Origin of the sequence: Desulfonatronovibrio hydrogenovorans DSM 9292, from assembly GCF_000686525.1 — a bacterium.
GTDB classification, from domain to species: Bacteria; Desulfobacterota; Desulfovibrionia; order Desulfovibrionales; family Desulfonatronovibrionaceae; genus Desulfonatronovibrio; species Desulfonatronovibrio hydrogenovorans.
This window is the reverse complement of record NZ_JMKT01000009.1, coordinates 243,831-266,886: the sequence shown is the minus strand read 5'-3', so window position 1 is coordinate 266,886 and position 23,056 is coordinate 243,831. Positions and strand designations below refer to the sequence as shown.

22 protein-coding genes are annotated in these 23,056 nt (G+C 47.8%); 16 read left to right on the top strand and 6 right to left on the bottom strand.

Features of this window, described 5'->3' with window-relative positions:
* Positions 1-128 precede the first annotated feature (128 nt).
* The 3 genes from P771_RS0106585 to P771_RS16745 form a co-directional block, all read right to left on the bottom strand.
* A complete protein-coding gene (locus P771_RS0106585) occupies positions 129-1,400 on the bottom strand; it encodes a BaiN/RdsA family NAD(P)/FAD-dependent oxidoreductase (protein ID WP_035243997.1) in 1,272 nt (423 codons plus the stop codon).
* A complete protein-coding gene (locus tag P771_RS0106580; RefSeq protein WP_028574522.1) occupies positions 1,400-1,729 on the bottom strand; it encodes an arsenic metallochaperone ArsD family protein in 330 nt (109 codons plus the stop codon). Before P771_RS0106580 ends, P771_RS0106585 begins: the two co-directional genes overlap by 1 nt.
* A gap of 66 nt (positions 1,730-1,795) precedes the next feature.
* Positions 1,796-2,299 carry a permease gene (locus tag P771_RS16745; RefSeq protein WP_084301725.1) on the bottom strand — a complete coding sequence of 168 codons (504 nt, stop codon included), beginning with the start codon at positions 2,297-2,299 and terminating at the stop codon, positions 1,796-1,798.
* A gap of 73 nt (positions 2,300-2,372) precedes the next feature.
* On the opposite strand from P771_RS16745, the gene P771_RS0106570 reads away from it, so the two are divergent.
* Complete coding sequence (locus tag P771_RS0106570) at positions 2,373-3,044, top strand: phosphoadenosine phosphosulfate reductase family protein (protein ID WP_028574521.1); 672 nt, start codon at positions 2,373-2,375, stop codon at positions 3,042-3,044.
* On the opposite strand, the gene P771_RS0106565 is transcribed toward P771_RS0106570, so the two are convergent.
* Both P771_RS0106565 and P771_RS0106560 read right to left on the bottom strand, forming a co-directional pair.
* On the bottom strand, positions 3,035-3,949 hold the full coding sequence (locus P771_RS0106565; protein WP_028574520.1) for a TIGR01777 family oxidoreductase: 915 nt from the start codon (positions 3,947-3,949) through the stop codon (positions 3,035-3,037). The two genes, P771_RS0106570 and P771_RS0106565, sit on opposite strands and share 10 nt — an antisense overlap.
* Positions 3,946-5,301: a deoxyribodipyrimidine photo-lyase gene (locus P771_RS0106560; RefSeq protein ID WP_028574519.1), complete on the bottom strand. Its 1,356-nt coding sequence runs from the start codon at positions 5,299-5,301 to the stop codon at positions 3,946-3,948. Before P771_RS0106560 ends, P771_RS0106565 begins: the two co-directional genes overlap by 4 nt.
* Before the next feature lie 280 nt (positions 5,302-5,581).
* Here P771_RS0106560 and P771_RS0106555 point away from each other — a divergent pair, with 280 nt between their 5' ends.
* The 14 genes from P771_RS0106555 to P771_RS0106475 all read left to right on the top strand — a co-directional run bounded on the left by P771_RS0106555 (position 5,582) and on the right by P771_RS0106475 (position 20,925).
* Positions 5,582-6,025: a DMT family transporter gene (locus tag P771_RS0106555; protein ID WP_028574518.1), complete on the top strand. Its 444-nt coding sequence runs from the start codon at positions 5,582-5,584 to the stop codon at positions 6,023-6,025.
* 87 nt (positions 6,026-6,112) lie between these two features.
* A complete protein-coding gene (locus P771_RS0106550; RefSeq protein WP_028574517.1) occupies positions 6,113-7,372 on the top strand; it encodes a glutamate-5-semialdehyde dehydrogenase in 1,260 nt (419 codons plus the stop codon).
* A 73-nt stretch (positions 7,373-7,445) separates the two neighbouring features.
* Complete coding sequence (gene ligA, locus P771_RS16740) at positions 7,446-9,512, top strand: NAD-dependent DNA ligase LigA (RefSeq protein ID WP_244147299.1); 2,067 nt, start codon at positions 7,446-7,448, stop codon at positions 9,510-9,512.
* 92 nt (positions 9,513-9,604) lie between these two features.
* A complete protein-coding gene (gene dapB / locus P771_RS0106535; protein WP_028574516.1) occupies positions 9,605-10,387 on the top strand; it encodes a 4-hydroxy-tetrahydrodipicolinate reductase in 783 nt (260 codons plus the stop codon).
* A 39-nt stretch (positions 10,388-10,426) separates the two neighbouring features.
* The gene (locus tag P771_RS0106530; protein WP_028574515.1) at positions 10,427-10,990 is read left to right on the top strand and encodes a DUF4390 domain-containing protein; all 564 of its coding nucleotides are present in this window, start codon (positions 10,427-10,429) and stop codon (positions 10,988-10,990) included.
* A 202-nt stretch (positions 10,991-11,192) separates the two neighbouring features.
* Positions 11,193-13,418: a sensor histidine kinase gene (locus tag P771_RS0106525; RefSeq protein ID WP_028574514.1), complete on the top strand. Its 2,226-nt coding sequence runs from the start codon at positions 11,193-11,195 to the stop codon at positions 13,416-13,418.
* A 50-nt stretch (positions 13,419-13,468) separates the two neighbouring features.
* Entirely contained in the window at positions 13,469-14,404 is a 936-nt protein-coding gene (locus P771_RS0106520; RefSeq protein WP_150112145.1) for a PleD family two-component system response regulator, read from the top strand.
* Positions 14,405-14,434: 30 nt separating this feature from the next.
* Positions 14,435-16,072 (top strand): MBL fold metallo-hydrolase RNA specificity domain-containing protein, encoded by a 1,638-nt coding sequence (locus P771_RS0106515; RefSeq protein ID WP_028574512.1) that lies wholly within the window; start codon positions 14,435-14,437, stop codon positions 16,070-16,072.
* An 11-nt stretch (positions 16,073-16,083) separates the two neighbouring features.
* On the top strand, positions 16,084-16,644 hold the full coding sequence (gene rsmD / locus P771_RS0106510) for a 16S rRNA (guanine(966)-N(2))-methyltransferase RsmD (protein ID WP_028574511.1): 561 nt from the start codon (positions 16,084-16,086) through the stop codon (positions 16,642-16,644).
* On the top strand, positions 16,629-17,123 hold the full coding sequence (gene coaD / locus P771_RS0106505; RefSeq protein WP_028574510.1) for a pantetheine-phosphate adenylyltransferase: 495 nt from the start codon (positions 16,629-16,631) through the stop codon (positions 17,121-17,123). The genes rsmD and coaD overlap by 16 nt, the downstream gene beginning before the upstream one ends.
* A gap of 18 nt (positions 17,124-17,141) precedes the next feature.
* Positions 17,142-18,083, top strand: a complete 942-nt coding sequence (gene miaA / locus P771_RS0106500; RefSeq protein ID WP_028574509.1) for a tRNA (adenosine(37)-N6)-dimethylallyltransferase MiaA — start codon at positions 17,142-17,144, stop codon at positions 18,081-18,083.
* Between the two features lie 471 nt (positions 18,084-18,554).
* On the top strand, positions 18,555-19,406 hold the full coding sequence (locus P771_RS0106485) for a TP0624 family protein (protein WP_028574508.1): 852 nt from the start codon (positions 18,555-18,557) through the stop codon (positions 19,404-19,406).
* Between the two features lie 28 nt (positions 19,407-19,434).
* On the top strand, positions 19,435-20,316 hold the full coding sequence (locus tag P771_RS0106480) for a hypothetical protein (RefSeq protein ID WP_028574507.1): 882 nt from the start codon (positions 19,435-19,437) through the stop codon (positions 20,314-20,316).
* A gap of 15 nt (positions 20,317-20,331) precedes the next feature.
* Entirely contained in the window at positions 20,332-20,925 is a 594-nt protein-coding gene (locus tag P771_RS0106475) for a CDP-alcohol phosphatidyltransferase family protein (RefSeq protein WP_051617164.1), read from the top strand.
* Positions 20,926-21,021: 96 nt separating this feature from the next.
* On the opposite strand, the gene P771_RS18670 is transcribed toward P771_RS0106475, so the two are convergent.
* Complete coding sequence (locus P771_RS18670) at positions 21,022-21,234, bottom strand: twin-arginine translocase TatA/TatE family subunit (RefSeq protein ID WP_084301721.1); 213 nt, start codon at positions 21,232-21,234, stop codon at positions 21,022-21,024.
* A gap of 204 nt (positions 21,235-21,438) precedes the next feature.
* Here P771_RS18670 and P771_RS0106465 point away from each other — a divergent pair, with 204 nt between their 5' ends.
* Positions 21,439-23,052 carry a rhodanese-like domain-containing protein gene (locus tag P771_RS0106465; protein WP_028574504.1) on the top strand — a complete coding sequence of 538 codons (1,614 nt, stop codon included), beginning with the start codon at positions 21,439-21,441 and terminating at the stop codon, positions 23,050-23,052.
* Positions 23,053-23,056 lie beyond the last annotated feature (4 nt).

The window sequence follows — 23,056 nt, the reverse complement described above, 5'->3', positions numbered from 1 at the left end:
GGATGTGCGATGACCGGAATGTGTCTTGGCCTGAAACAAGGACTGGATATTCATGTCCGGTATTATTCAAATATCGTGCCGGTAATTTATTCCTGGAACTCGGATGGATCAATACCTGAACTGTCCGGCTATTCTACTGAATTCCCAGCCACCCATCCTGTTGAAAAGGCTGCTTGAAGATTGTAGCCTCCAGTGTCTGCGTCAACGTCAAGAACTTCGCCGGCAAAATAAAGTCCATCAACCAGTCTTGAGGCCATGGTCCTGGGATTGACCTGAGCAAGCTTTACTCCTCCGGAGGTGACAATGGCTTCATTAAAAGACCGGTAGCCGCAAATATCCAGCTTCAATTCCTTACACCAGAGACGGAGTTTCTGCTGCTCTGGGCCAGTAATCAAATTGCCGGGTTTATCCGGGTCTATTTCTGCTGTATGGAGAAAGACCGAAATCATCTTAACCGGCAAAATTTCTTTAAGGATGTTGACGATTTTTTTCTTTCCCTGCTCATGCATTAGTCTGGCTATTCTTGACTTGAGCTGGGCATGGGAAACAGCGGGTTTGAGGTCCAGGAGCAGAGAGACATCTTTACCCTGATCCAGGGCCAGAACAGCTGTTTTGCTCAGGCTGAGGACAATTGGGCCGGAAACACCGAAATGGGTGAAAATCATTTCTCCGAATTCCTGATCCTTTTTCTTGTTCTGAACCAGGATTGCAGCAGACACGTTACGCAGGCTGAGACCCTGCATCCTGGGAGCAAGGTCATCTGCAGTTTCCAAAGGGACAAGAGCGGGTCTGACGGGCACAACTTCATGTCCCAGAGTCTTAGCCAGTACATAGCCATCTCCTGTGGAACCTGTGGCCGGGTAGGACGCCCCGCCTGTTGCCAGGATCAGGTTCCGGGTCAGCAACACTTCTTCCCTGACCGGACCGGATTCATCTTTATTCCCGGACTGCAGAACAACCACCCCAGAAACCCGTCCGTCCACTGTAAGTATCTCTTTGACTGAGGAGTTTGTCCAAATAACTGCTCCTTGTTTTCTGGCTTGGTTAATTAAGGCCCGGACTATGGTGGAGGCCTTCTGGGAAGCCGGGAAAATCCTTCCACCCCGTTCTTCCACAGTTTCCACCCCGATCCCATTAAAAAAATCTACCAGATCATGGTTGCTGAACCGGCCCAGGCTGAATCGAATGAATGTTGCGCCTGATCTGATTTTTTTTAAAAAAAGATCGGGATCTGCTGTATTGGTCAGATTGCAACGACCTTTGCCCGTGATACCGAGCTTTCTGGCTGGAAGGTGTTTTTTCTCCAGAACAATAGTCCTGAGGCCTTTTCCAGCGGATTGAACAGCAGCCATGAGTCCAGCCGGCCCAGCACCCACAATGATCACGTCGGGATTTTTCATCACTGTTTATCCAGGGAATACAGAATGTGTTCCAGCCTTTTCTGGTCAGGATATTCACCCTGCATCACCAGACAATTGTTGACAAAAATAGCAGGCAGACCTTTTTTCCCTTGGGTTTGAAGGATTTCAGCCAGCTCAGTTCTGGTTTTAAACTGGTTGAGGTGCAGGTTGAGGGCATAGATTATAACGGATAATTCTCCTTTGAACTTGGCCTTGAGTCTGGACAGGTCCTGCTGAAATTCTTCAGCAGGACCGTTCTGCTCCGAAGCTGACGGCCCGCACGGACAGCCCATGTACGGGATATAGATCTCCAGGTCATACTTTGCCATAAATCCTCCTGCTGATTAGCCCCCAAGCTTTAACCTGCAGAGACTGAACCGAATTATATCCTGCTGTCATAATTTTGAATACATTCTCCAGATCACATCTGAAAGATACCCGATAATCACTGGAAAAATAAGGCTTGCTCCCAGTCTGACCAATGTGAATTTCCAGCCCATAATCGGGGCTTCATAGATCACTACTCTGTGCAGCCCGACCAGGGCCCAGGAGCTTAAAAAGGCGACCAAGGGACCGATCCCGGCACCGGCATTCATCAGGACCGCCATCATGGGGAAGAGAATAAATGGTCCTCCAGGCATTACTGCTCCGGCCATTGTTCCCAGGATCAAACCCTTGAGGCCGGAATCCCATCCCAGAAGCTGGGCCAGGAAATCCCTGGGAATGATTTTCTCCATCATCCCGGCCAGGATAAAGGCCAGAACCAGGATGGGAAGAATTTTCCAAAGCATTTTGAGACCCTGGATGAGGCCGTCGTGGGCGAGCTGTGGATCTTTTTTAAAGGCAATAAAGGTTGCAGTAAGGCACAAAATGAGTATAAAGACGAATGTTCCTTTCATTTATAAATGAACCTGCTTGGGGATCTGTTTTGTGGTGAAAGATAATCAGCCAGGTTAAGGTAATAAAAGCAGCATGGATTTGCAGGAAAAAATAAATTTGACCAAGGGAATTTTTGAGCGGGCTCTGTCCTCTTCTGATCCGGAAAATATATATGTTGCCTGGACCGGAGGCAAGGATTCCACTGTGGTCCTCAGCCTTTGGACGCACTTCTTAGAGGAAAACGGGGTAGATGACAAGCCAAAAGCCATTAACCTGGACACAGGCCTGAAATTTCCCGAAATCATCCGGTTCAGGGATGAAATAGCTTTAAGGTGGGACATTGAACTCAACATTGTTGTACCGGATCTGGAAATTTCCGAATACCCAGTGGCAAAGGACAAGATAAACTGCTGCCGGGATTTAAAGGTTACCCCCCTGAAACAGGCCATAACAGAGCTGAAGGTCGATACCCTTTTGTCAGGCATCAGGAGTGATGAACATCCTTCCAGAAGCACCAGGGACCAGATTGAACAGAAACAATCTCCTGACTATGTCCAGATCAACCCCATTTTGCACTGGACTGAAATGGATATCTGGTCATTTATCGTTCAAAAAAATCTTCCGTACTGTACCCTATACAACCATGGGTACAGTTCACTGGGCTGCATGCCCTGTACTTGCAGATCCACAGGACAGGAACGGTCCGGGAGGGCAGGAGACAAGGAAGAGAGCCTGGACCTGCTCAGGAGCATGGGCTACTTCTGAGCTAGACGAGCCATGATATCAGCCAGGGCTGAGTCAATATCCTCAAACCTGAAGTTAAAACCTGCATCATGAAGAACCTTGGGGACACATCTCTGGCCCGATAAGAGCATATCAGCCACTTCTCCATAGATAAGACGAAGCCCGAATCCCGGAACAATAAAAAAAGCAGGCCTGTTCAAGGCTTTACCCAGGGCCCTGGTAAACTGAGCATTGGTGACTGGTTTGGGAGCACAAAGATTAACCGGTCCCCTTATCTCCTTGTACTGACTCAGAAACTGCATGGCTCTGGCCAGATCCAGGATATGGACCCAGGGGAACCACTGGCTGCCGGTTCCAAGTCTTCCGCCAAGACCGAACCTGAACACCGGTATCATCTGGGCCAGGGCTCCGCCTCCAGGGCCAAGAACAGCTGGAAATCTTGTTATTACAACCCGGTGACCGAAATTTTCAGCACCCAGGGCAGCCTCCTGCCATTTTACAGCCACTGTGGACAGAAACCCGCTTCCAGGACCCACATGGTCATTAATGATTTCATCTCCTCTCGGCCCGTAAAATCCCACAGCATTGGCACAGATGAATGTCTTGTGTTCAGCGTCCTGTAAAGCAGAGACAACATTCAGGCTGGAATCAACTCTGGAAGCAAATATCTTTTCTTTGGCCTGATCAGTCCAGCTGGCCATTATGGGTGAACCAACCAGGTTGATGATTGTTTGGTGATCAGGAACTGCTTTCTGCCACTGACCGGGTTTGAGAGGATCGCCCTTGATAAGCTTCAGGCCTGGTGACCTGGTCTTGATCCTGGAATCATCCCTGACCAGGGCTGTTACCTCTTCTCCCTGGTCCAGAAGGTGCTTAACCAGAAAGTTGCCGATGAATCCAGTGCCGCCGAGTATGAAATAGCTCATGACCGCCTCCCGGGATTATTCCACTTTTCAATGTATTCATTTATATTGAATTTTCTTTTGCATCCTTCATAACTCATATACCTGACAGTACCGAAAATTTGCCTTTCTTTCCAGGGACGGTCATGAAGGCCGCCCATGGACCACAAAATCCCGGTATAGCCGTTGGGATCACGGCCATCCAGCTCATATTTGTCATTGAGATACACTGCCCAGGAAATGGCCTCTTCCGGGGTTCTGGTCCATTCCAGTATTTTTTTGGCCCAGTACATGCGCATATATCCATGCATCTTGCCCCGGACAATCATCTCCTGCTGGGCCGCATTCCACAATGCATCATGGGTACTGGAACTTTCAAGGTCCTCCAGGGAATAAAGGTAGGGCCTTGGATCAATTCGGTGTTTGTTCAGGGTTTTTTGACCCCATTGGGGCAATCCATGAAAGTTGTCATAATCAGGATTAAAATGGCAAAAATTATCTGCCAGTTCTTTTCTGATGATAATCTCCTCCAGAAAGGCGTCCTTGTCTTCCGGGTGTATGTCAATATTTTTTTGGACTTCAAGGGCAACTGTCTGGGAGCAGATCTGTCCAAAATGGAGGTAAGGGGACAGATCGGATAATACCTCGCGGTTGGGATCGTTACGGTATCCACTGTAACTGGAAATTCTCTTGGCCAGAAACAAATCGAGCTGCTTTAATCCGGCAGCAGTTCCAGGCTTGATCCAGTCAACTGGCTTGCCTGCATGGGTTGGGATATGTTGGTAAAAATCAGGCTTATTGGGGAAATCTATGGTATTTTTTTTCTGAACAGCTACTTCTGGAACGGGCTCAAGAAACTGAGCCAGTTTTTTATGAATTCTGGGTCGAATGGTCCTGGCTGCATATTCCTGTTTTGACGATGCCGTCCATACTGGAACAATATTGTGAGCATCCACCAGACAGGCTGAAACACGAGAATTATCCAGTACTTTTTTCTGCCAGTCCCTTTTAATCCTCAATGGATCAAAATCCATGACCAGAAATGCGGGCTTCAGGTTGTCCAGATAGCTCGGAACAGATATTTCTGGTTCTCCACAGATCAGGTCAAAGGGAATATTCAATTCCCTGGCCTGGGTAAAACACTCCTGCAGTCCTTTGAGCATAAAATCATACTGCCTGAAACCAGCCCCTAGAAAACCAGGTGCAAGGCAGAATAATATCCGCAGCTCACGGTCCATATCCAGGGCCAGGTCCTGGGCATGGAGCAGAGCCCAATTGTGAAAGATCCGTTGATCCCGGCTCATCCAGTACACAACCGGGCCTTTGGTGTATGGCCCGGTCTTGACTTTTTGGATTCTTTCTGGGGAGACGCGCATTGTTTGCCGTTTTGAAAAGTTTTTACTAGAATAAATAGATTCGGGTCAGCTGGTTAAATATTTGCTGGATCAGAAAGACATAATTTGCACTTTTTCTTGAAGTAAGAGGACATGGTATTTTTCTTCTTTAGAGAAAGCTCCTTTTTTATTTTTTAACACAGGCAGATCATAAAGTCGATGATCCAGGAAATGACTTTTTCTGAGTCTGAAAAATTATCCAGCAGCAGTTAGCCAAGTTTTCCAGAATAATTATCTCCAAACCTTGAACCAGAAGAAGGTCATGAAGTTATTCTATATTCTTTTCGCCATGGTCGCAGGAATCATGATGCCTGTTCAGGCAGGGGTGAACGCCATTCTCGGGAGCCATCTCAAAAGTCCCTTTCTGGCAGCCCTTGTCTCATTTTGTGTTGGAACCCTGGCTCTGGCCTGCATCTGCCTGTTGATGCGTACGCCTCTGCCGTCTCTGCCCATGCTTTCAAAGCTACCTTTATGGCTCTGGACCGGTGGCTTAATGGGTGCTTTTTTTGTTACCACAACCATAATTCTTGCCCCAAAGCTTGGAGCGGTAACGCTTCTGGCTTCGTTAATTGCAGCCCAGATGGCCACCTCCCTGATTCTGGACCATTTTGGGCTGATAGGTTATCCTGTTCAACCCATTAATGCCTGGCGAATACTGGGAGTGGTTTTTCTGGTTATGGGTGTGGTCCTGGTGCAAAAATACTGATGCCCTGATCTGTTTTTGTGCAGCTGGAAGCAGCCAGCTGCTTTGCCAGCCCTAAGCTCTGATTTATTCACCACGGAGGAAAGCAATATGAACCTTGAAGCACAGATAAGGCAGCTGGCCCATACTTCCAAGCAGGCTGCCCGAATCCTGGCATCAGCCCGGACCAAACAAAAAGATATGGCCCTGAACACCCTGGCCGGACTGCTGCGTAATGAACAGGAGAAAATTTTAAGTGCCAATGCCATGGATTTGGACAAGGCCCGGGAAAACGGACTTGACCAGGCCAGGTCGGAAAGACTCAGGATCACCCCGGAGACCATCGAGGCAATGGCCGCGGCCTGTGAAGAAGTGGCAGCCATGGCTGATCCAATTGGGGCTATAGAGGATATGCGCAACAGGCCCAGCGGGATCATGGTAGGCAGAATGCGGATTCCCCTTGGTGTGGTGGCCATTATTTATGAATCAAGGCCCAATGTGACCATTGATTCAGCCATATTATGTCTCAAGGCTGGAAATGCCGTTATCCTGCGCGGGGGATCAGAAGCTTTTCATTCCAACAAGATATTGGCTGAACTGATTTCCCGGGCCCTGGAAGGGTCAGGGCTTCCCAGAGCCGGGGTCTCAACTCTGCCCACTGTTGACCGGGAAGCGGTCAGCCTGATGCTCAAGCTTGACGAATATATTGATGTGGTCATCCCCAGGGGAGGGGAGGGTCTGATCCGGGCTGTGGTCAATCAGGCTTCCATGCCAGTGCTGAAGCACTACAAAGGAGTCTGTCATATCTATGTTCATGAAGATGCAGATCTTGATGTTGCCCTGGAGATAGTCCATAACGCCAAAGTTCAAAGGCCAGGGGTGTGTAACGCCCTTGAGTGTCTCCTTGTACACCAGAAAATTGCAGACCGATTTCTTCCCATGCTAAGCCACAGGTTGGGACAGGAAGGAGTTCTTTTCAAGGCCTGTGAACGGTCTTTGGAGTTATTGGGGCCAGATGCTCAGCCAGCAACAGATGATGACTGGGGATTCGAGTTTCTGTCCCTGACTCTGGCTGTACGGGTGGTTGAAGGGCAGGACAAGGCCCAGGATCATATTGCCAGGTACGGTTCCAATCATTCTGAGGCCATCCTTACAGCAGACTATTCAAGGGCCATGCGCTTTGTCAGAGAAGTGGATGCATCTGCTGTTTTTGTCAACGCATCCACCAGGTTTAATGACGGCGGACAGTTCGGTCTGGGTGCGGAAATCGGAATATCCACTTCCAAAATACATGCTTATGGACCTATGGGCATCAAAGAACTGACCAGTGCCAAATTCGTGGTTCTGGGTCAGGGTCAGACCAGGTCATGATAATGGGCAAAGGAAAACATGGACCGGAAATCTCCAAGGATTATTGCCGATCAGAAAACTGTCTGGATCTGTTTTGCAAAAAGATCCATCCTTTGTGGACACTCAAATGAAGGCTGAGCCTGAAACGGTAAAAAACCGTATCGAAAAACTCAGACGGACTATAGAATACCACAATCATCAGTATTACGTTCTGGACGACCCTGAGATCAGCGATGCTGAGTATGACCGTCTCTTCAAAGAGCTGATCCAGCTTGAGGAGAGCTTCCCTGAACATGACGACCCTGATTCCCCCACCAAAAAAATTGGCGGTCCCCCTGTACCAGCCTTCTATCCCAGGACCCACTCCATCCCAATGTACAGTCTGGATAATTGTTTTTCCCTGGACGAGGTTGCTTCTTTTATCTCCAGAATTGAAAAGCAGATTTCCGGATCAGTTCCAGAATTTTGGGTGGAACCCAAGCTGGATGGGCTGGCTGTTGAGGTCATTTTTGAAAAGGGCAGGTACTCAGCGGCCTGCACCAGGGGAGACGGGACAACAGGAGAGGATGTCACTGCAAATATCAGAACAGTTAAAAATCTCCCTTTAAGACTGGTTGAGACAGCTGACCTTCCTGACTATCTGGAAGTACGGGGAGAGGTGGTGATACCAAAGACAAAATTTGAGGAGCTGAATACGTTCAAAACACAAAGTGGGCAAAAGCCGTTTGCCAATCCAAGAAATGCTGCAGCCGGTTCTGTTCGCCAGCTTGATCCGACTGTAACTGCTTCCAGACCTCTTTATTTCTTTGCTTACGGAATCGGGCTGGTCCGCTTTAAAAACAAAGATACCTGGAATCGGCAGAGCCGGATCATTGAGGCCCTGAACATTATGGGCATAGCTACGGTTCCCACGGGAAGGATCTGTCGGAATACAGATGAACTCCGGGTTTTCTTTGATGAATTGACCCGGTTACGCCTGGACAATCCTTTTGATATGGACGGGCTGGTTATTAAGGTTAATGATCTGTCCTTGCAAAGCCAGCTAGGGTATACGGCCAAGGCTCCGAGATGGGCCATTGCTCTTAAGTTTCCAGCCATGCAGGAAAAGACAAGACTCATTAATATTTCCGTCCAGGTTGGAAGAACCGGAGTCCTTACTCCTGTGGCTCAGCTTGAACCGGTCAATGTGGGCGGGGTGACAGTATCCAGGGCAACCCTGCATAATGAGGATGAAATCAGATCCAAAGACCTCAAAATTGGGGACATGGTCCTGGTCCAGAGGGCAGGTGATGTAATCCCAAGTGTGGTCAAACCGTTAACAGATGAACGGACAGGCAGGGAAAGAGATTTTATCTTTCCAGTAAACTGTCCTTCCTGTAACAGCCCTGTTATCAGACTGGAAAACGAAGCAGCCTGGCGCTGCCTGAACTTGTCGTGCCCGGCCAGGCTGGAACAGGGGCTGATTCATTTTGCAGGCCGCAAAGGCCTGGACATAGAGGGTCTGGGTAAAAAATGGGTGTCCATACTGGTCCGCAAAGGATTAGTCTGCAAGCTGACCGACATATTTCGATTGCAAAAAACGGATCTGCTCTCTTTAGAGAGGATGGGGGAAAAATCAGCTCAAAATCTACTTGATTCCATTGCTGCAGGAGCAAAGAAAACAACCCTGGCCCGGATTATAAATGGGTTGGGTATAAGACATGTTGGTGAGCAGACTTCCAAGGATCTCGCTTCCCGATTCAAGGATCTGGATGAACTGGCTGCTGCCGAGCAGGGCCAGTTACTGACAGTTGACGGCATCGGACCAGAAATAGCTTCTTCCATAATTAATTTTTTCAGGAATCCTGAGAATCTTGACCTGATCCGTGATTTTAAAATACTCGGGATCTGGCCTGTCAATGAGCCGGCCTTGCCAAAAGACCTGGCCCTGAAAAACAAGAAGTTCATCTTCACCGGTTCCTTGTCCAGGTTTTCCAGGAGCAGGGCCAAGGAACTCGTGGAAGAGCTGGGCGGTAAGGTTGTTGGCTCTGTTTCCAGGAATGTGGACCTGGTGGTTGCCGGAGACAGTCCTGGGTCTAAGCTGGACAAGGCAAAAGAGCTGAACCTGCGCATCATTACCGAGGATGAATTTCTTGACATTGTAAAACCATCGGATCACTAATTCCCAAAGTTTAGTCTTCTGGATAAGTGGTGATCTGTTTGATGATTGACCACTTCTGACAACAGAATAATTATTTCTCAAAAGGAGTTTTCATGAGTACGCCGATCGTGGTAACCGGTGTCAACGGCCGCATGGGCCGGACCATTGCAGGTCTGGTGATTGAAGATCCATCCCTTGAGCTTGCCGGAGTCGTGGAAAAAAAAGACCGGCTTCAAGGCCTGGATAGATTTGACTGCCCTGTTTCAAGCAGTCTCAAAGATATCCTGTCCGGAAAAAAGGGAGCCGTGGTCATAGATTTTACTTCTCCTGAAGCCAGTCTGGAAGTGGCTGACATCTGTGTCCATTGTAGTGCCTCAGCTGTGATGGGGACAACAGGATTTAGTGTTGACCAGCTGAAATCTCTTCAGGACAAGGCCAGGCAGACCCCGCTGTTCTGGGCTCCGAACATGAGCGTAGGCGTGAATGTTCTTTTGAAAGTATTGCCTGAACTCCTGAATCTTTTGGGCGATGAATACGACCTGGAATTAATGGAGATCCACCACAAGTTTAAAAAGGATTCGCCTTCGGGTACTGCTTTAAAGCTGGCTCAGGTCCTGGCTGATGCCAAAGGCGTTAACCTGGATGAGGCTGGAGTCTTCTCTCGGAAAGGGATGATCGGTGAGCGCAGAAAAGGCGAAATCGGAGTGCAGACCTTAAGGGGTGGTGACGTGGTGGGAGACCACACCGTCTATTTTTTCGGTCCGGGTGAAAGAATTGAGGTGACCCACAGGGCACATTCAAGAGAGACCTTTGCCCAGGGAGCTGTCAGGGCTGCCAAGTGGCTGGCGGATAAAAAGCCCGGCAGGCTTTATGCCATGGCTGACATGTTTGAATAACCATTGGATATGACAGATTTAATATCCACCTGGAAGTCAATGATCAACCGCTTTTTTATTTACATGTCCATGGGGCTGATGATGTGGGTAATACTGGTCCCTGGGACTACTCATGCCCAGCGTCTGGACCTGTCTAACTTTTTCATTGATACCTACGAAGGAAGGCTGGTAGCCAGATTTTCCGTAGAAGTAGACGATTTTGAAAGGGTCAGGACAGCTCTTGACAACGGAACCAAGGTTGCTCTTGTCTGCAATGTTGATTTACTCAGAAGCCGGGTCTTACTCCGGGACAAGTCTCTTTTATCAAAAGAGATTGAAGTTGGTCTGGAAAAAGATCTTTTGTCCGGCGAATACGTGATAAATTTTCCTGCTCACAGGCGCAGCCTGCCCTCTTTTGATCACGATGACTTTACAAAGCTTTTCCATGCAATGGATGCAATCCTTCTGCCTATTGAAGATCTGGATATCGGCCGGAAGCATGTTGTCAGGATTGAGGCCAGGCTTATTTCAAAGGGAGTCCCTAAATGGATCAAACGGACACTGTTCTTCTGGTCCTGGGACCTGGCCAGTTCCATCCGGTACGACATGGAGTTTTCCCTTTAACCTGAACTGATTTATTCTCAACTTAAAAATGCCCAGAGAGTCTCTGTCAGGTGGGTGAAACTGCCGTCAGCCCCTGGAGTGAATGCAACTACAGCCAGAAAGCTCAGTTACAGATAACAGTTCAGTTCTGGTTAAGGACTTTTGATCTGGTTATGAATGGATCAAATTTTTATAATTCAGCAATCCTGAAGCAACTTTGACCATGAATCTGCACACTACTACAACCCTTTCCGAAGTCCAGATCAGGGAAACAAAAAAAAGACGCCGCGACTTTCTGCTGGTCCTGGGAGCTGTCGGGCTTATTGGCATGCTGACCTGGGTTGAATTGCGCTATTTTGGATTGGATTCCTATCTCTTTCTGGCTTTCTTCAACCTCAACTTTATCCTTCTTCTCCTTGTCCTGTTTCTGGTAGTCAGAAACATATTAAAACTAATAGTTGAGCGGCGCAGAAAGGTGCTGGGGTCAAAACTCAGGACCCGTCTTGTCCTGGCCTTTGTTTCTTTATCCATCATCCCGACCCTGCTCATGTTCTTTATTGCTGTAAGATTCGTCCAGACCTCAGTAGACTACTGGTTCAAAGAACAGGTGGCCAGTTCCATGAACCAGGCCCTGGAGGTCGGACAGCTGTTTTATAACTCTGTTAAAAAAGGTCTTGAGGTCAGGGCGGAATCGACCCTGGATCAAATCAGACAGCAGGAATTTCTCTGGGGTGGACGGGGAATGGATTCATTCCTGCAAGATAAAAAAAGCAGGGAGTATGATCTGACCCTTATGGGAGTAATTACTCCGAATCTGCGGGAGCAGAACTGGTTCGCAAATGATGAATGGGACAGTCACTGGCCCCTGATTAAAGATAACATTCCCTGGTCCGACCTTCTGGAGCGTCCAATCTATTGGACCGGGTTGTGGCCCAGCGATACCGGGGACCTGGTCGTGGGAGTCATGCCTGTTGACAGCGCCAAGACCGGATTTCTTGTTGTGGGGCAGACTGTTGAACCTGGCCTTTTAGCCAGGCTGGAAGGAATCGTCCAGGGTCTTGATGAATACCGAAAGCTTGAAACCATCAAGTATCCTTTAAAAGTGGCTCTGTACACCATTTTGGGAGTCATAACCCTGGTCATTATTTTCGGTTCAATCTGGTATGGATTCAAGCTGTCCAGGGAAATATCCCAGCCGGTCATGGCCTTGGCCGAAGGCACTCAGAGAATCGCCAGGGGGGATCTGGAAGTCCGGCTGGAGGATCATTCAGACGACGAGCTTGGCCTGCTGGTACGGTCTTTTAACAAGATGGCCATGGATCTGGAAAAGACCCAGAATAACCTGACCCAGGCCAATCTCAGGTTTTCTGCCCAAAACGAAGAGCTGGAAGCAAGAGGCAGATATATGCAGGCTGTTCTGGATAACATTACAGCTGGAGTGGTTTCAGTGGATCAGGACGGGAAAATTACTACTGTTAACAAGGCTGCCGAGTTTATCCTTGGACTGGACAGCACCAAGGTCATAGGAAGATATCCCCTGGACCTGGTTAGCGGGGAATACGGAGCCCTGATCAAGGAGGTTCTAAACCAGCTTTCAGACCTCCCTGAGTCCCAATGGCAAAGGCAATTGGATATTGATGTCCAGGGCAAGATGGTCAAAATACTGGTCAATGCAGTAATTTTGAAGGCTGAAAAAGGCGACGACTACGGTGTTGTGGCTGTATTTGAAGACATAACCGAACTGGAAAAAATGCAGCGCCTGGCTGCCTGGAGAGAGGTGGCTAAACGCATCGCCCATGAAATAAAAAATCCCCTGACACCCATCAAGCTTTCGGCCCAGCGCCTTGAAAAAAAATTCAGCAGCATGATAACCGACCCTTCCTTTACCCAGAGCACTCAGCTCATAGTCAGGCAGGTTGAGAATATGCAGGAGATGGTCAGAGAATTTTCTGCCTTTGCCAAACTCCCTGAAGTCAGGCTCAAGCTTGACCGGCTGGATACACTTCTGGAGGAAGTGGTCTCTATGTTCAGCCAGAGTCACAGAAAAATCACTTGGGATCTCAAGCAGATCAATCCAGTGCCAGAATTCAGCTTTGACCGGGATGCCCTGAAAAGAGTCTTTCTTAATCTTTTCCTTAATGCCTCAGAAGCCCTGACAGGGCAAACCAACGGTCTTGTTGAGGTAAACCTTGATTTTGATGAGCAGCTTAAAAGGGTTTTTGTTCAAGTTGCAGATAACGGTCCAGGACTCAGCTCTGAAGAAAGGGCCAGAATGTTCGAACCATATTATTCCAGTAAAAAAGAAGGTACTGGATTGGGTCTGGCCATTGTCAAATCCATCGTGGCTGATCATGGTGGATATGTCCGGGTCAAGAGCAATAAGCCTCAGGGAACCATTTTTGTGGTGGAGCTTCCGGTCAGGGGGGTGACCAGCCTGAGGATGGTCTGAAAACTGATTAACATGGATAGATCCGGATGACCGGGTCAGGCGGACTGGATATGAAAAAAATACTTATTGTAGAGCCTGATGAATCCCGTCTGGAAGAATTGCTCGGAGTCACTGACTCCATGGGGCTGGAATCGGTGGTGGTCAGTTCCCATTTTGCCGGACTGGCTGCCATGGAAGACGAACTGTTTTCAGTGGCCCTTGTTTCTGCTGATTATACCGGAATAGACGGCCTGGAATTCTGCAGGATTGTCAGAAAGCGTCAGGAATCAGCCAAAACGGTTTTTTCCTACCTTATTCTGGTGGGTGAAGATTACCAGCGGGTGGATATATGCGAAAGCACTCCTCTGGCCAAAGACTTTCTGATCCGTCCCTTTCTGGCCTGTGAACTGCGTTGGAGGCTGGCGGCGGCCCTGGACAGTGTTGAAGAGATGCAGCGGCTCAGGAAACTGATTTATCTGGATTCGTCCACCGGAGCCTTGAATATTTCCGGACTTAAAAGAATATTGCAGGAGGAAGTCAACAGGCTGAGCCGGAAAAAATCCTGGCTGTCAGTGGCAATCCTGGACCTGTATCGGCGTGACTGGATTGAAATCAACCATGGATCTGATTTCTACAGGCAGGCCAGGACAGAGTTGATGGCCTTTCTGCTTCGTACCCTGCGCAACTACGACCAGGTAGCTGGCATGGACCATGGGCGGATATGTATAATAGCTGCTGATTGCAACCTGGAATGCTTTACAGGCCTATTAAAAAGGATTGATTCATCCATGAACCGTCTTGACCTGAAATTGCCTAACAGTCAGATTCTGGAAACCGGGCTTTGCGGGATTTTCAAAAGTTTTAAAATCTGCGCACAGGGCAGGGAGAGTAAAATTTATTTTGAACACCTTTGGAACTGGATTAACAGTATTCAGGATCTGCCGGATGAAATCCTAGGCGGAGAAGCCATCCTGGATAGAAACGGAATCAGAGAACACCCCAAATAACACATTGCTGTTCAAGAAAAGGAACTGTTTATGAAAGTCAAATTTCTAGGCGCGGCCAGAGGAGTCACCGGTTCATGCTATGCAATGGAGGTTAACGGCTCCCGGTTCGCAGTTGACTGCGGGCTGCATCAGGGAAACAGTGAAATTGAAAAAAGGAACTGGAACACTGATGTGTATAATCCAGGCGGGCTTGAATTCATCATGATTACCCATGCCCATATAGACCACTGCGGCCTGTTGCCTAAACTGGTTAGAGACGGATTCAATGGCAGGGTTTATGTTACTCCCCCAACCATGGATCTCTTAGAAATCATGCTTAAGGACAGTGCTTACATTCAAGAGATGGAAGCTGAATGGAAAAATAAGAAACGCTCCAGGCATGGGAGGCCCACACTGGATCCCCTTTATACCCAGGCTGATGTGGACAAGGCCCTGGCCATGCTGACCCCGGTGGAGTATAATGAAGAATTCACTCCCAAGCCCGGCATCAATGTTTTGTACAAAGATGCCGGTCATATCCTTGGTTCATCAATTATTGAAATCAGGGTGGATGAAAAGGACGATAAAAAAGTCAAACTTGTTTTCTCCGGAGACTTGGGCCGGCCAAACCAGCTTTTGGTCAGAAATCCCAGTTATTCCGAGGTGGCTGATTTTCTTTTTCTTGAATCAACTTATGGAAACCGGGACCACAAAAATGAAGATCAGAGCCGGGATGAACTCCTGGAAGCGATTGACTACAGCTATAAGCACGGCCAGAAGGTCATCATTCCGGCATTCGCCCTGGAACGAACCCAGGAAGTCCTTTATTCTCTTTATCTCTTACACAAGGAAGGGCGACTGCCCCAGGATGTCCCCATTTTTCTGGACAGCCCTCTGGCCATCAGGGCTACTCAGGTTTTCAGCAAAAATTACAGATACTTTGATGTCAAAACCAGGAAACTTTTCAAGGCCGGTGAAGATCCTCTGCGCTTACCCGGGCTCAAGCTGACTGAAAGCCCTAAGGAATCAATGGCCATTAATTCCTACAATGGCCCGGCCATAATCATCTCTGCCAGCGGAATGGCCAATGCTGGCCGGGTCAAACATCATCTGCGGCACAATATCTGGAAAAAAGGAGCCAGTATTGTTTTTGTAGGGTTTCAGGCCAAGGGCACACCTGGAAGAAAAATAGTTGACGGTGCCAAGACCATAAAGATCCTGGGTGAAGAACTGGCGGTCAATGCCAGGGTGTTCACCATTAACGGCTTTTCAGCTCATGCTGGTCAAAGTCATCTTCTGGAATGGCTTTCATGTTTTCAGAACCATGGTATGAAGGTCTTTCTGATGCACGGAGAATATGAAAATCAGAAAGTCCTGGCCAGGCTCATTGAAAAAAGATTCGGTCATGAAGTGCATATTCCGGATTACCTGGAAGAATGCATTTTAAAGCCCAATCGGATTTTCGAGGCCTCCATGCCCACGGAAAAAGAAGTACCCAGGATAAACTGGGATTATGTGCTTTCAGAACTTGAAACCAAGGTGAGTGGACTGCGCAACAGCCAGGACCGGATAAGCCACATGGGCTGGAATGAGCAGGTTGAACTGCGTGACGATGCTTTGGAGGCCGGGACTATTCTTTCCAGACTTCTGGCCTCTGTAGACTTTGATGGAGATACCCGGAAAAAATAATCTGCTGACTCATGCGAATAATTTCTGGTAAGTTTAAAGGAAGAATTATCAAGACAGGCTCAGGTCCCGGCTATCGTCCGGCTACCGGCAAAGTCAGGGAATCCCTTTTTTCCATGCTGGAGTCCATGGGCATTGACTGGAGCAAGGCCAGGGTTCTGGATATTTTTGCCGGAAGCGGTTCTCTGGGTTTTGAAGCCCTGAGCCGGGGAGCCGGCTCAGTTCACTTTATTGAAAAGAGTGCTTTAGCCTGTTCCATTATCAGAGAAAACATTGCTGCTCTGGACATTTCAAAAAACAGGGCTGTGCTGATCAAAGCCGATGCCCTTAATTATTCGGCTAAAAAGGACCTTGGGCATTTTGACCTCATTTTTATTGATCCTCCGTATGGCCAGGGGCTCATGGAACCTGTGCTCAACAACCTCCTGCTCGGCCCGGCTCTGGTCTCTGGAACCCTGATAAGTGCTGAGACTGAATATGATTCAGCACAGTCTCTGGATCACTTTCCCGGACTGGCATTGATAAGAGACAGAAATTTCGGACAGACAAGGATATTGTTATGGGAAAAAACATAAAATCAGCAGTTTATCCAGGCACTTTTGACCCTCTGACCAATGGCCATGTCAGCCTGGTTCTCAGGGGTCTGGATATTTTTGATGAGATAATTGTGGCGGTAGCCCTGCATTCACCCAAAAATCCGCTTTTCAGTCTGGAGGAAAGGGTAGAAATGGCTTCCAGCGCTTTCAATGGCAGGCCCGGAGTCAAGGTCGAACCTTTTGAAGGTCTGCTGGTGGACTACGTGCGTACCCAGAGGGCCGGCGCTATTTTAAGGGGGATGCGGGCTGTAGCCGACTTTGAATATGAATTCCAGATGGCCCTGATGAATCGTCGACTGGACCGTAACATCCAAACGGTTTTTTTAATGACCGATTATAAGTGGCTTTATATCAGTTCGACCATTATCAAAGATGTAGCCAAGCTCGGGGGAGACATCAAAGGCCTGGTTCCACCTGAAGTTGAAAAAAAACTTTACCAAAAATACGGTCATCTCTGATCCTGTTTTCAGCTTGTTATGAATTTTGATAAAACCGGACTTACTCCCATTGTCTGTGTACTGGGAGCCACAGGAAGCGGCAAAAACGACCTGGCCCTTGAGCTGAGCCGGAATTTTTCTCTGGAAATCATTAATTTTGATTCCAGACAGGTGTACAAGGGCCTAGAGATAATTACAGCCCAGCCCAGCCCGGAGGATAAAAAACTCTGTGCTCACCATCTTTACGGGTTCCTTGAAATCAATAAGGGAATAAGCGCAGGCAAATTTACTGAAATGGCCAGTTCAGCCATTAATAAGACCGCCTCAAGAAAAAAGCTTCCCTTTCTGGTTGGTGGAACCGGACTGTATCTGAGGTCCCTGATTTATGGCCTGGCTGAAATCCCGAAAATTCCGGACCAGATCATAAAAGATATTCAAAAAGAGCTATCTAACCACGGTATTGAGACCTTGTACCAAGAACTGTCCAGGGTCGACCCTGTTTACTCCTCAACCATAACTGCCAGAGACAGGCAGAAGATTTCCAGGGCCCTGGGGGTGTACAGAACTACTGGAGAACCCATTTCAAAGTGGCATGAAAGGCAGAACAAGAAACCGCGCTATAAAGCCCTGTTACTTGGAATCAAAACTGACCTGGAAGAACTTACTCCTTTTCTGGCCTTGAGAATCGAGAAAATGATCGGCCGGGGGGCTATCGACGAAGTGCAAAGGGCATATGAGTATTCCGGACAGAATTTTTCCCTTCCTGGTTTTTCCGGAATTGGATGTAGAGAGATTATCTCATACATTGAAAAGGAAATGGACCTCCAGCAGGCTAAATCCCTCTGGCTGAAAAACACCCGGGCATATGCCAAACGCCAGATTACCTGGTTCAGAAAAGAACCTGGAATAATCTGGACTGCTCCTGGAGATTTCTCCAAAGCCAGTATGCAGGTCGAAAAATTTCTGAAAAATGTCTTTTGAGTTACTTGAAGAGTATTAGAGATTAATTCATTATCAGATTTGCTACAGCAGTTGTCCCGGCCTCACTCTGAAGTGTGCTGCCTCAAAAGATCACTGGCTGGACCAGGGGAGAAGCTTGCTCTAGTTGATCTCCCATGTTCTGAACCTCTCCCAGGATTTCAGGGGTCACTATTTTCAGGGAAAAATCCTTGGCTGAGGATGATGGCTTAGCTGCTTGCAGATCCTGGTCAGACAGACCAGATCAGATACTGACAATTTAGTTTTTACAAGCCCAAGCAGACCAAAACCAGGTTTTGCCTTTGGAAAGTTTTTGGATTATTCAGGGGCTGTTATTTATACTGAATGACTGTTTTTTAGAGCTGCAGGATCAGGCTGGCCTTGATTAACTTAGTCACTGGAAAAGCAGGCTGTGTTGCGGCACTTGCCTGGTCAGCTAACCAGGAGCATTCTGGACAGTCGGGAATCAGAAGCATGAAAAAATTATATCCAATCTTTATTGTGGCTTTACTCCTTTTTTCCTATTCCATAACTCAGGCTGAAAATGATCTGCCGGGCCAGGAAAACTATGTGAGGCAGCTGGAAACAGGGTCCATCAACTGGACAAAAGGCCGAGTCATTGCTTCAGGATCTGGATCTTACTCAGGACAGGGAGAAAGGATGAGTGAGAAAGCCATGATTGCTGAACGCAAGGCAATGATCCAGGCCAGAAAAAATCTTCTTGAATCACTGGGCAGGATCAGTTTTGATTCTGAAACAGAGCTGGAAAGGCTTTTCCGGGAGGATTCAGCCCTTAAAAATGATTTTTCTGCCCTGATTCAGCACGCCCTGGTTCTGGACAGGATCCACACTGCAGGAGATAAATACCTTGTAGAGGTCTTTCTTCTTATCGATTTATGGGATGAACAATCCAGGATACTGATGCCCGGGAATCTGTTCCTTCCTCCGCACCAAGGTGGGTCAAGGTCTGCAGATTCTTTTATGTCCGGAGATTGCGTTATATACGTTGAAGCTGACCAGGCTGGGATTCACCCGGCCCTTGTTCCGGCTATTGTGGATGATAAGGGCAATATTCTTTTCCGGGCGTCGGCCCTGGGTCCTGAACCCCGGGCCAGGCAGAGCAGTGTAACCTACATTCGAGCCCCCAGGGAAGGACGGGAATTCAGGACCATCAGGACCAGGGGCCAGAGCATGTGGGTCAAGGCTGACAGGGCATCTGGAAAGAATAATTCCGATATTGTTCTGACCAAAGAGGGAGCTGAAAGGTTCAAGCGGGTAATTTCCAGCACTGAACAGAATTGCATCGTCAAAATCGTCCTGGATTGATCCGGGATAGAGAATTTATCAGGCTTTTATGAAAAATAGTATATTAGTTATCCTGTTCTGTTTCATGTTTTTTCCGGCCACGGCCTTTTCCTGGCAGCCGGTGACTGTTGAAGAAGCCAGGAGTGAGGAAGAGTCCTTAAGAGAAAACAGGGACAGAGCACTGGATTCTGGTTTCAGAAAGGCCGTGCTTCAGGAAATGGGACTGATCCTTCCTGGTCGGATTTCTCAGGAAAGACTTCATGCAGTTATGAGTTATATCGACGGCAGGGTTGAAGGATTGGTTCAGGGATACAGAGGAGTGTCGGTCAGAGAAACTGATCACGGTCTTATCCTTGAAATGGAGGTGAACATCGACTCCAGTTCCCTGAGAAGGATACTTCAGGACGCAGGAGTCTATTATACCAGCCTCCATCCCTGGAGCTACGATCTGAATACCAGTGGAGCTTCTCCTGATGACCTAATCAAATTGCAGCACCTGCAACTGATTACCGGGGTCCAGGTCGACAGCACGGCCAGGACAGTCCTTAGTCTGCGCAAGTCCGGCCAGGGGGCCTGGTCAGGCTCCATTGGACATCAGCATGTTGAAACCAGTGTTTCAGCTGAAAGTCTGGAAAAGGCGTGGTTTGAGCTCTGGAAGTATTTTTTCGGGCATCCCGACATCCGGGACAGGTTTGTCCGGGTAGTTATTTTGAGTACTTCGGGCTGGCCTACTACTGATGCAGTAATGAACTTTGACCGTATACTGGCTGCCTGGAAACAGGAGGTGGAGTCCGGAAAGATAGTATCTGTTTTCACGGATGTACCCTCCATGAAGGCCACCTGGAAAGTATTGACCCTCAACCCTGAATCCCTGGAAAAAAGGCTGCAAAATTACCTTCCTGCCAGGGGAGTTGCATTTAATATCGAATAAACAAGGATATCGGAATTGTCGGAGACTAAGTCTGTTCACTATGGTTCCAACTGGACCATCCCCAACCTGCTGACCATCATCAGGATCTTTATCACTCCGGCTTTTGTGGTGGCCTTTTTTAACGAGGATTACATCCTGGCCCTGACCCTCTTTGTACTGGCCGGATTGACAGATGGACTGGATGGTTTTCTGGCCCGGGTTCTTAAACAGAGGTCAAGACTGGGGGCCATGATCGATCCTCTGGCTGACAAATTTCTGCTTTTAACATCATTTGTCTGTTTAGGGGTACAGGGATGGATTCCATTCTGGCTCATCGTGGTGGTCATCAGCAGAGATTTGATCGTCATTGGCGGGCTGTTTGTTCTGCATATCTTTGGGATCAACGTGAAGAACAAGATCAACCCCACCTTGGACAGCAAGCTAAACACCCTTTTTCAAATCATCCTGCTGCTGGTGGCAATGGCTGCCTATACATTTGATGTTTCCGGACTCCTGCTGCTGACTTCCATCCTGGTTTTCCTGGTTGGCTTTTTAACGATTTTTTCAGGGGTCAGGTATGTCCTGCTGGGATTCAGTTTTTTACATGCTGATATGAACCAGGAATCATGATCATTATTTATGGAAGGGAATTCGAATAAAAAAAGACTGAATGACGGGCTGAAACAGGGCAGGAAAATCAAAAACCGGGCTTCCCCGGTTTTTGATTTATTTATCTTGGTTTTTCTGAGTGTTTTCTTCCTTGTCCCCTTTTTTCTCATCAGGGGTCACATCAATTTCTTCAGGTTCGGTAGTGGCTTTTTTGAAATTTTTAATGGCTTTTCCCATTCCCGATCCTATTTCAGGCAGTTTGTTTGCCCCGAAAATAACCAGGATTATCACTAAAATAATTATTAACTCAGTCATGCCAATGCCAAACATATTCTTGCCTCCCTCGTTTGCAGATTCATGGCATATACACCCCACATAAATACCGGTCAAGAACCATCTGTAACCCCTTGAAAATTTCAGGTTGTGTTTTTGGAGTCAGCTGATATTGTGACATGGTCGGGCAAAAGCTTGACTTTATGCTTATTTTACAGTCGGTTGATTCAAGATAACCTTCAAAAAATCTAGGTAAAACTCATGAAAAGAATTGTGGTGATCGGTGGTGGCTATATTGCCGGCAAGGCGGTTCGACTTATCAGTAATACACTGCCCAGTACGGATCTGCTCTGGATTTCCCAGTACAGTAGTGAAAAGTACCCGTTGGAGATATTAAGCCTGCTCATCCGTTCTTCAGCTGAGCCGGACCAATGGCCCAGGATCAGAGCCAAGATCAAGGTTGAATTTGATGCCTATCAAAAAAGAATGAATCATTATCCCAAGCAGGTCAGCAAAATCAAAGTAAATGCCCAGGAAAGCGAGGTTTCCTTTTTATCCGATATGGGAACCATGTCATATTCCTTTGACCGGGTATTTATCTTTTCTAAGCCCGAAATATCCTCTAGCTTTGAAAAACAAGACACTCATGTCTGGCCTTTAAGTAGTACTGTCGAGTATCTGGTCAATAACTGGAGCCATATCAAAAAACCTGTGGTCGTAGGTTCAGACATGGGGCTGCTTCAGGTGCTGGCCAGAAGCGGTAAAAAATTTATTTGGGTCAGGTCTGAAAACCCCTTTAGTGAACAGGTGGGGTACTGTCTTGACCGGAAGCTCAAACAAAAGGGAGTTACGATTCTGGATCAGGATCCATTCGAAACCTGGTACCAGTGTCTGGAAGGAAAGGCTCTTTCTTATGGCCCGGTTTTCATCTCCGACTCAGCCGGGCTTCAGTTGACTAATCTGAACCAGTTCGGTTTGGAAGAAATGGATAGTCACGGGCAGGGCCCTAATGAACAGGACCATGGAAAACAGGTTGTCCGGGTCCAGGTTCAGGATTTCGAAGAATGGCTGGCATCAGATTTTTCTCCGGAAAAAAATCTTTCTCAGGCCATGCGAATTGTGGAAGCATCCTTGACTGGAAAAGGTCGGGAAATCACCAACAGAGTCAAGGCAACTCTCTGGAACTTGGGAGATTTTTTTGCCGGACGTATCCGGGTCGACAATCAATGGCCGGATGGGCCCGGGGATATGTTTGAATCCGCACTGTTGCACGATGGTCTTGAGTCAGGAGACAATGGCTTCCTGATTAGAATGGGCATGGATAAATCAAACTCAAGACTTGTTGAGATGGAAGCTGTTGGGATGTATGCTCATGAGTGGCTGAACATTGGAGCTTGTCTCATGAACAGTCAGGCAGAGATTTCGGATATTTCCGATTCTGAATTTACCTGGCCCGGTCTGGGAATCAATCCCTTGATCCGGTGTTCACGCATGCTGAAAAACAAAGCTCAGCCGGGTATCCTCGGCATAACACCCCTTGAACTCAAGCAGTCCGCTGATCAGGGAGCTGAGTTTTTCCTTATGGATGTAAGAAGCAAGGAAGAATTCTCCAAAGGAAGACTGCCTGGTTCGACTAATATTCCCCTGGATCAACTTAAAAAAAGAGTCATGGAGATTCCAAGGTTCACTCCACTGGTGCTTTATTCGGAATGTTCTGCCAGGGCTTACCAGGGCGCCAGAATCCTGAAGGGTATGGGAGCAAAGCAGCTTTATGTGCTGGATGGTGGATATGGTTTGTATACCCTTGAAAAGGATATTTCTTTGGTTTCGGCTTCAGACCGGCCCGCTTCAGCAGGTGGTTGCCCTGCCTGCTAGAGAA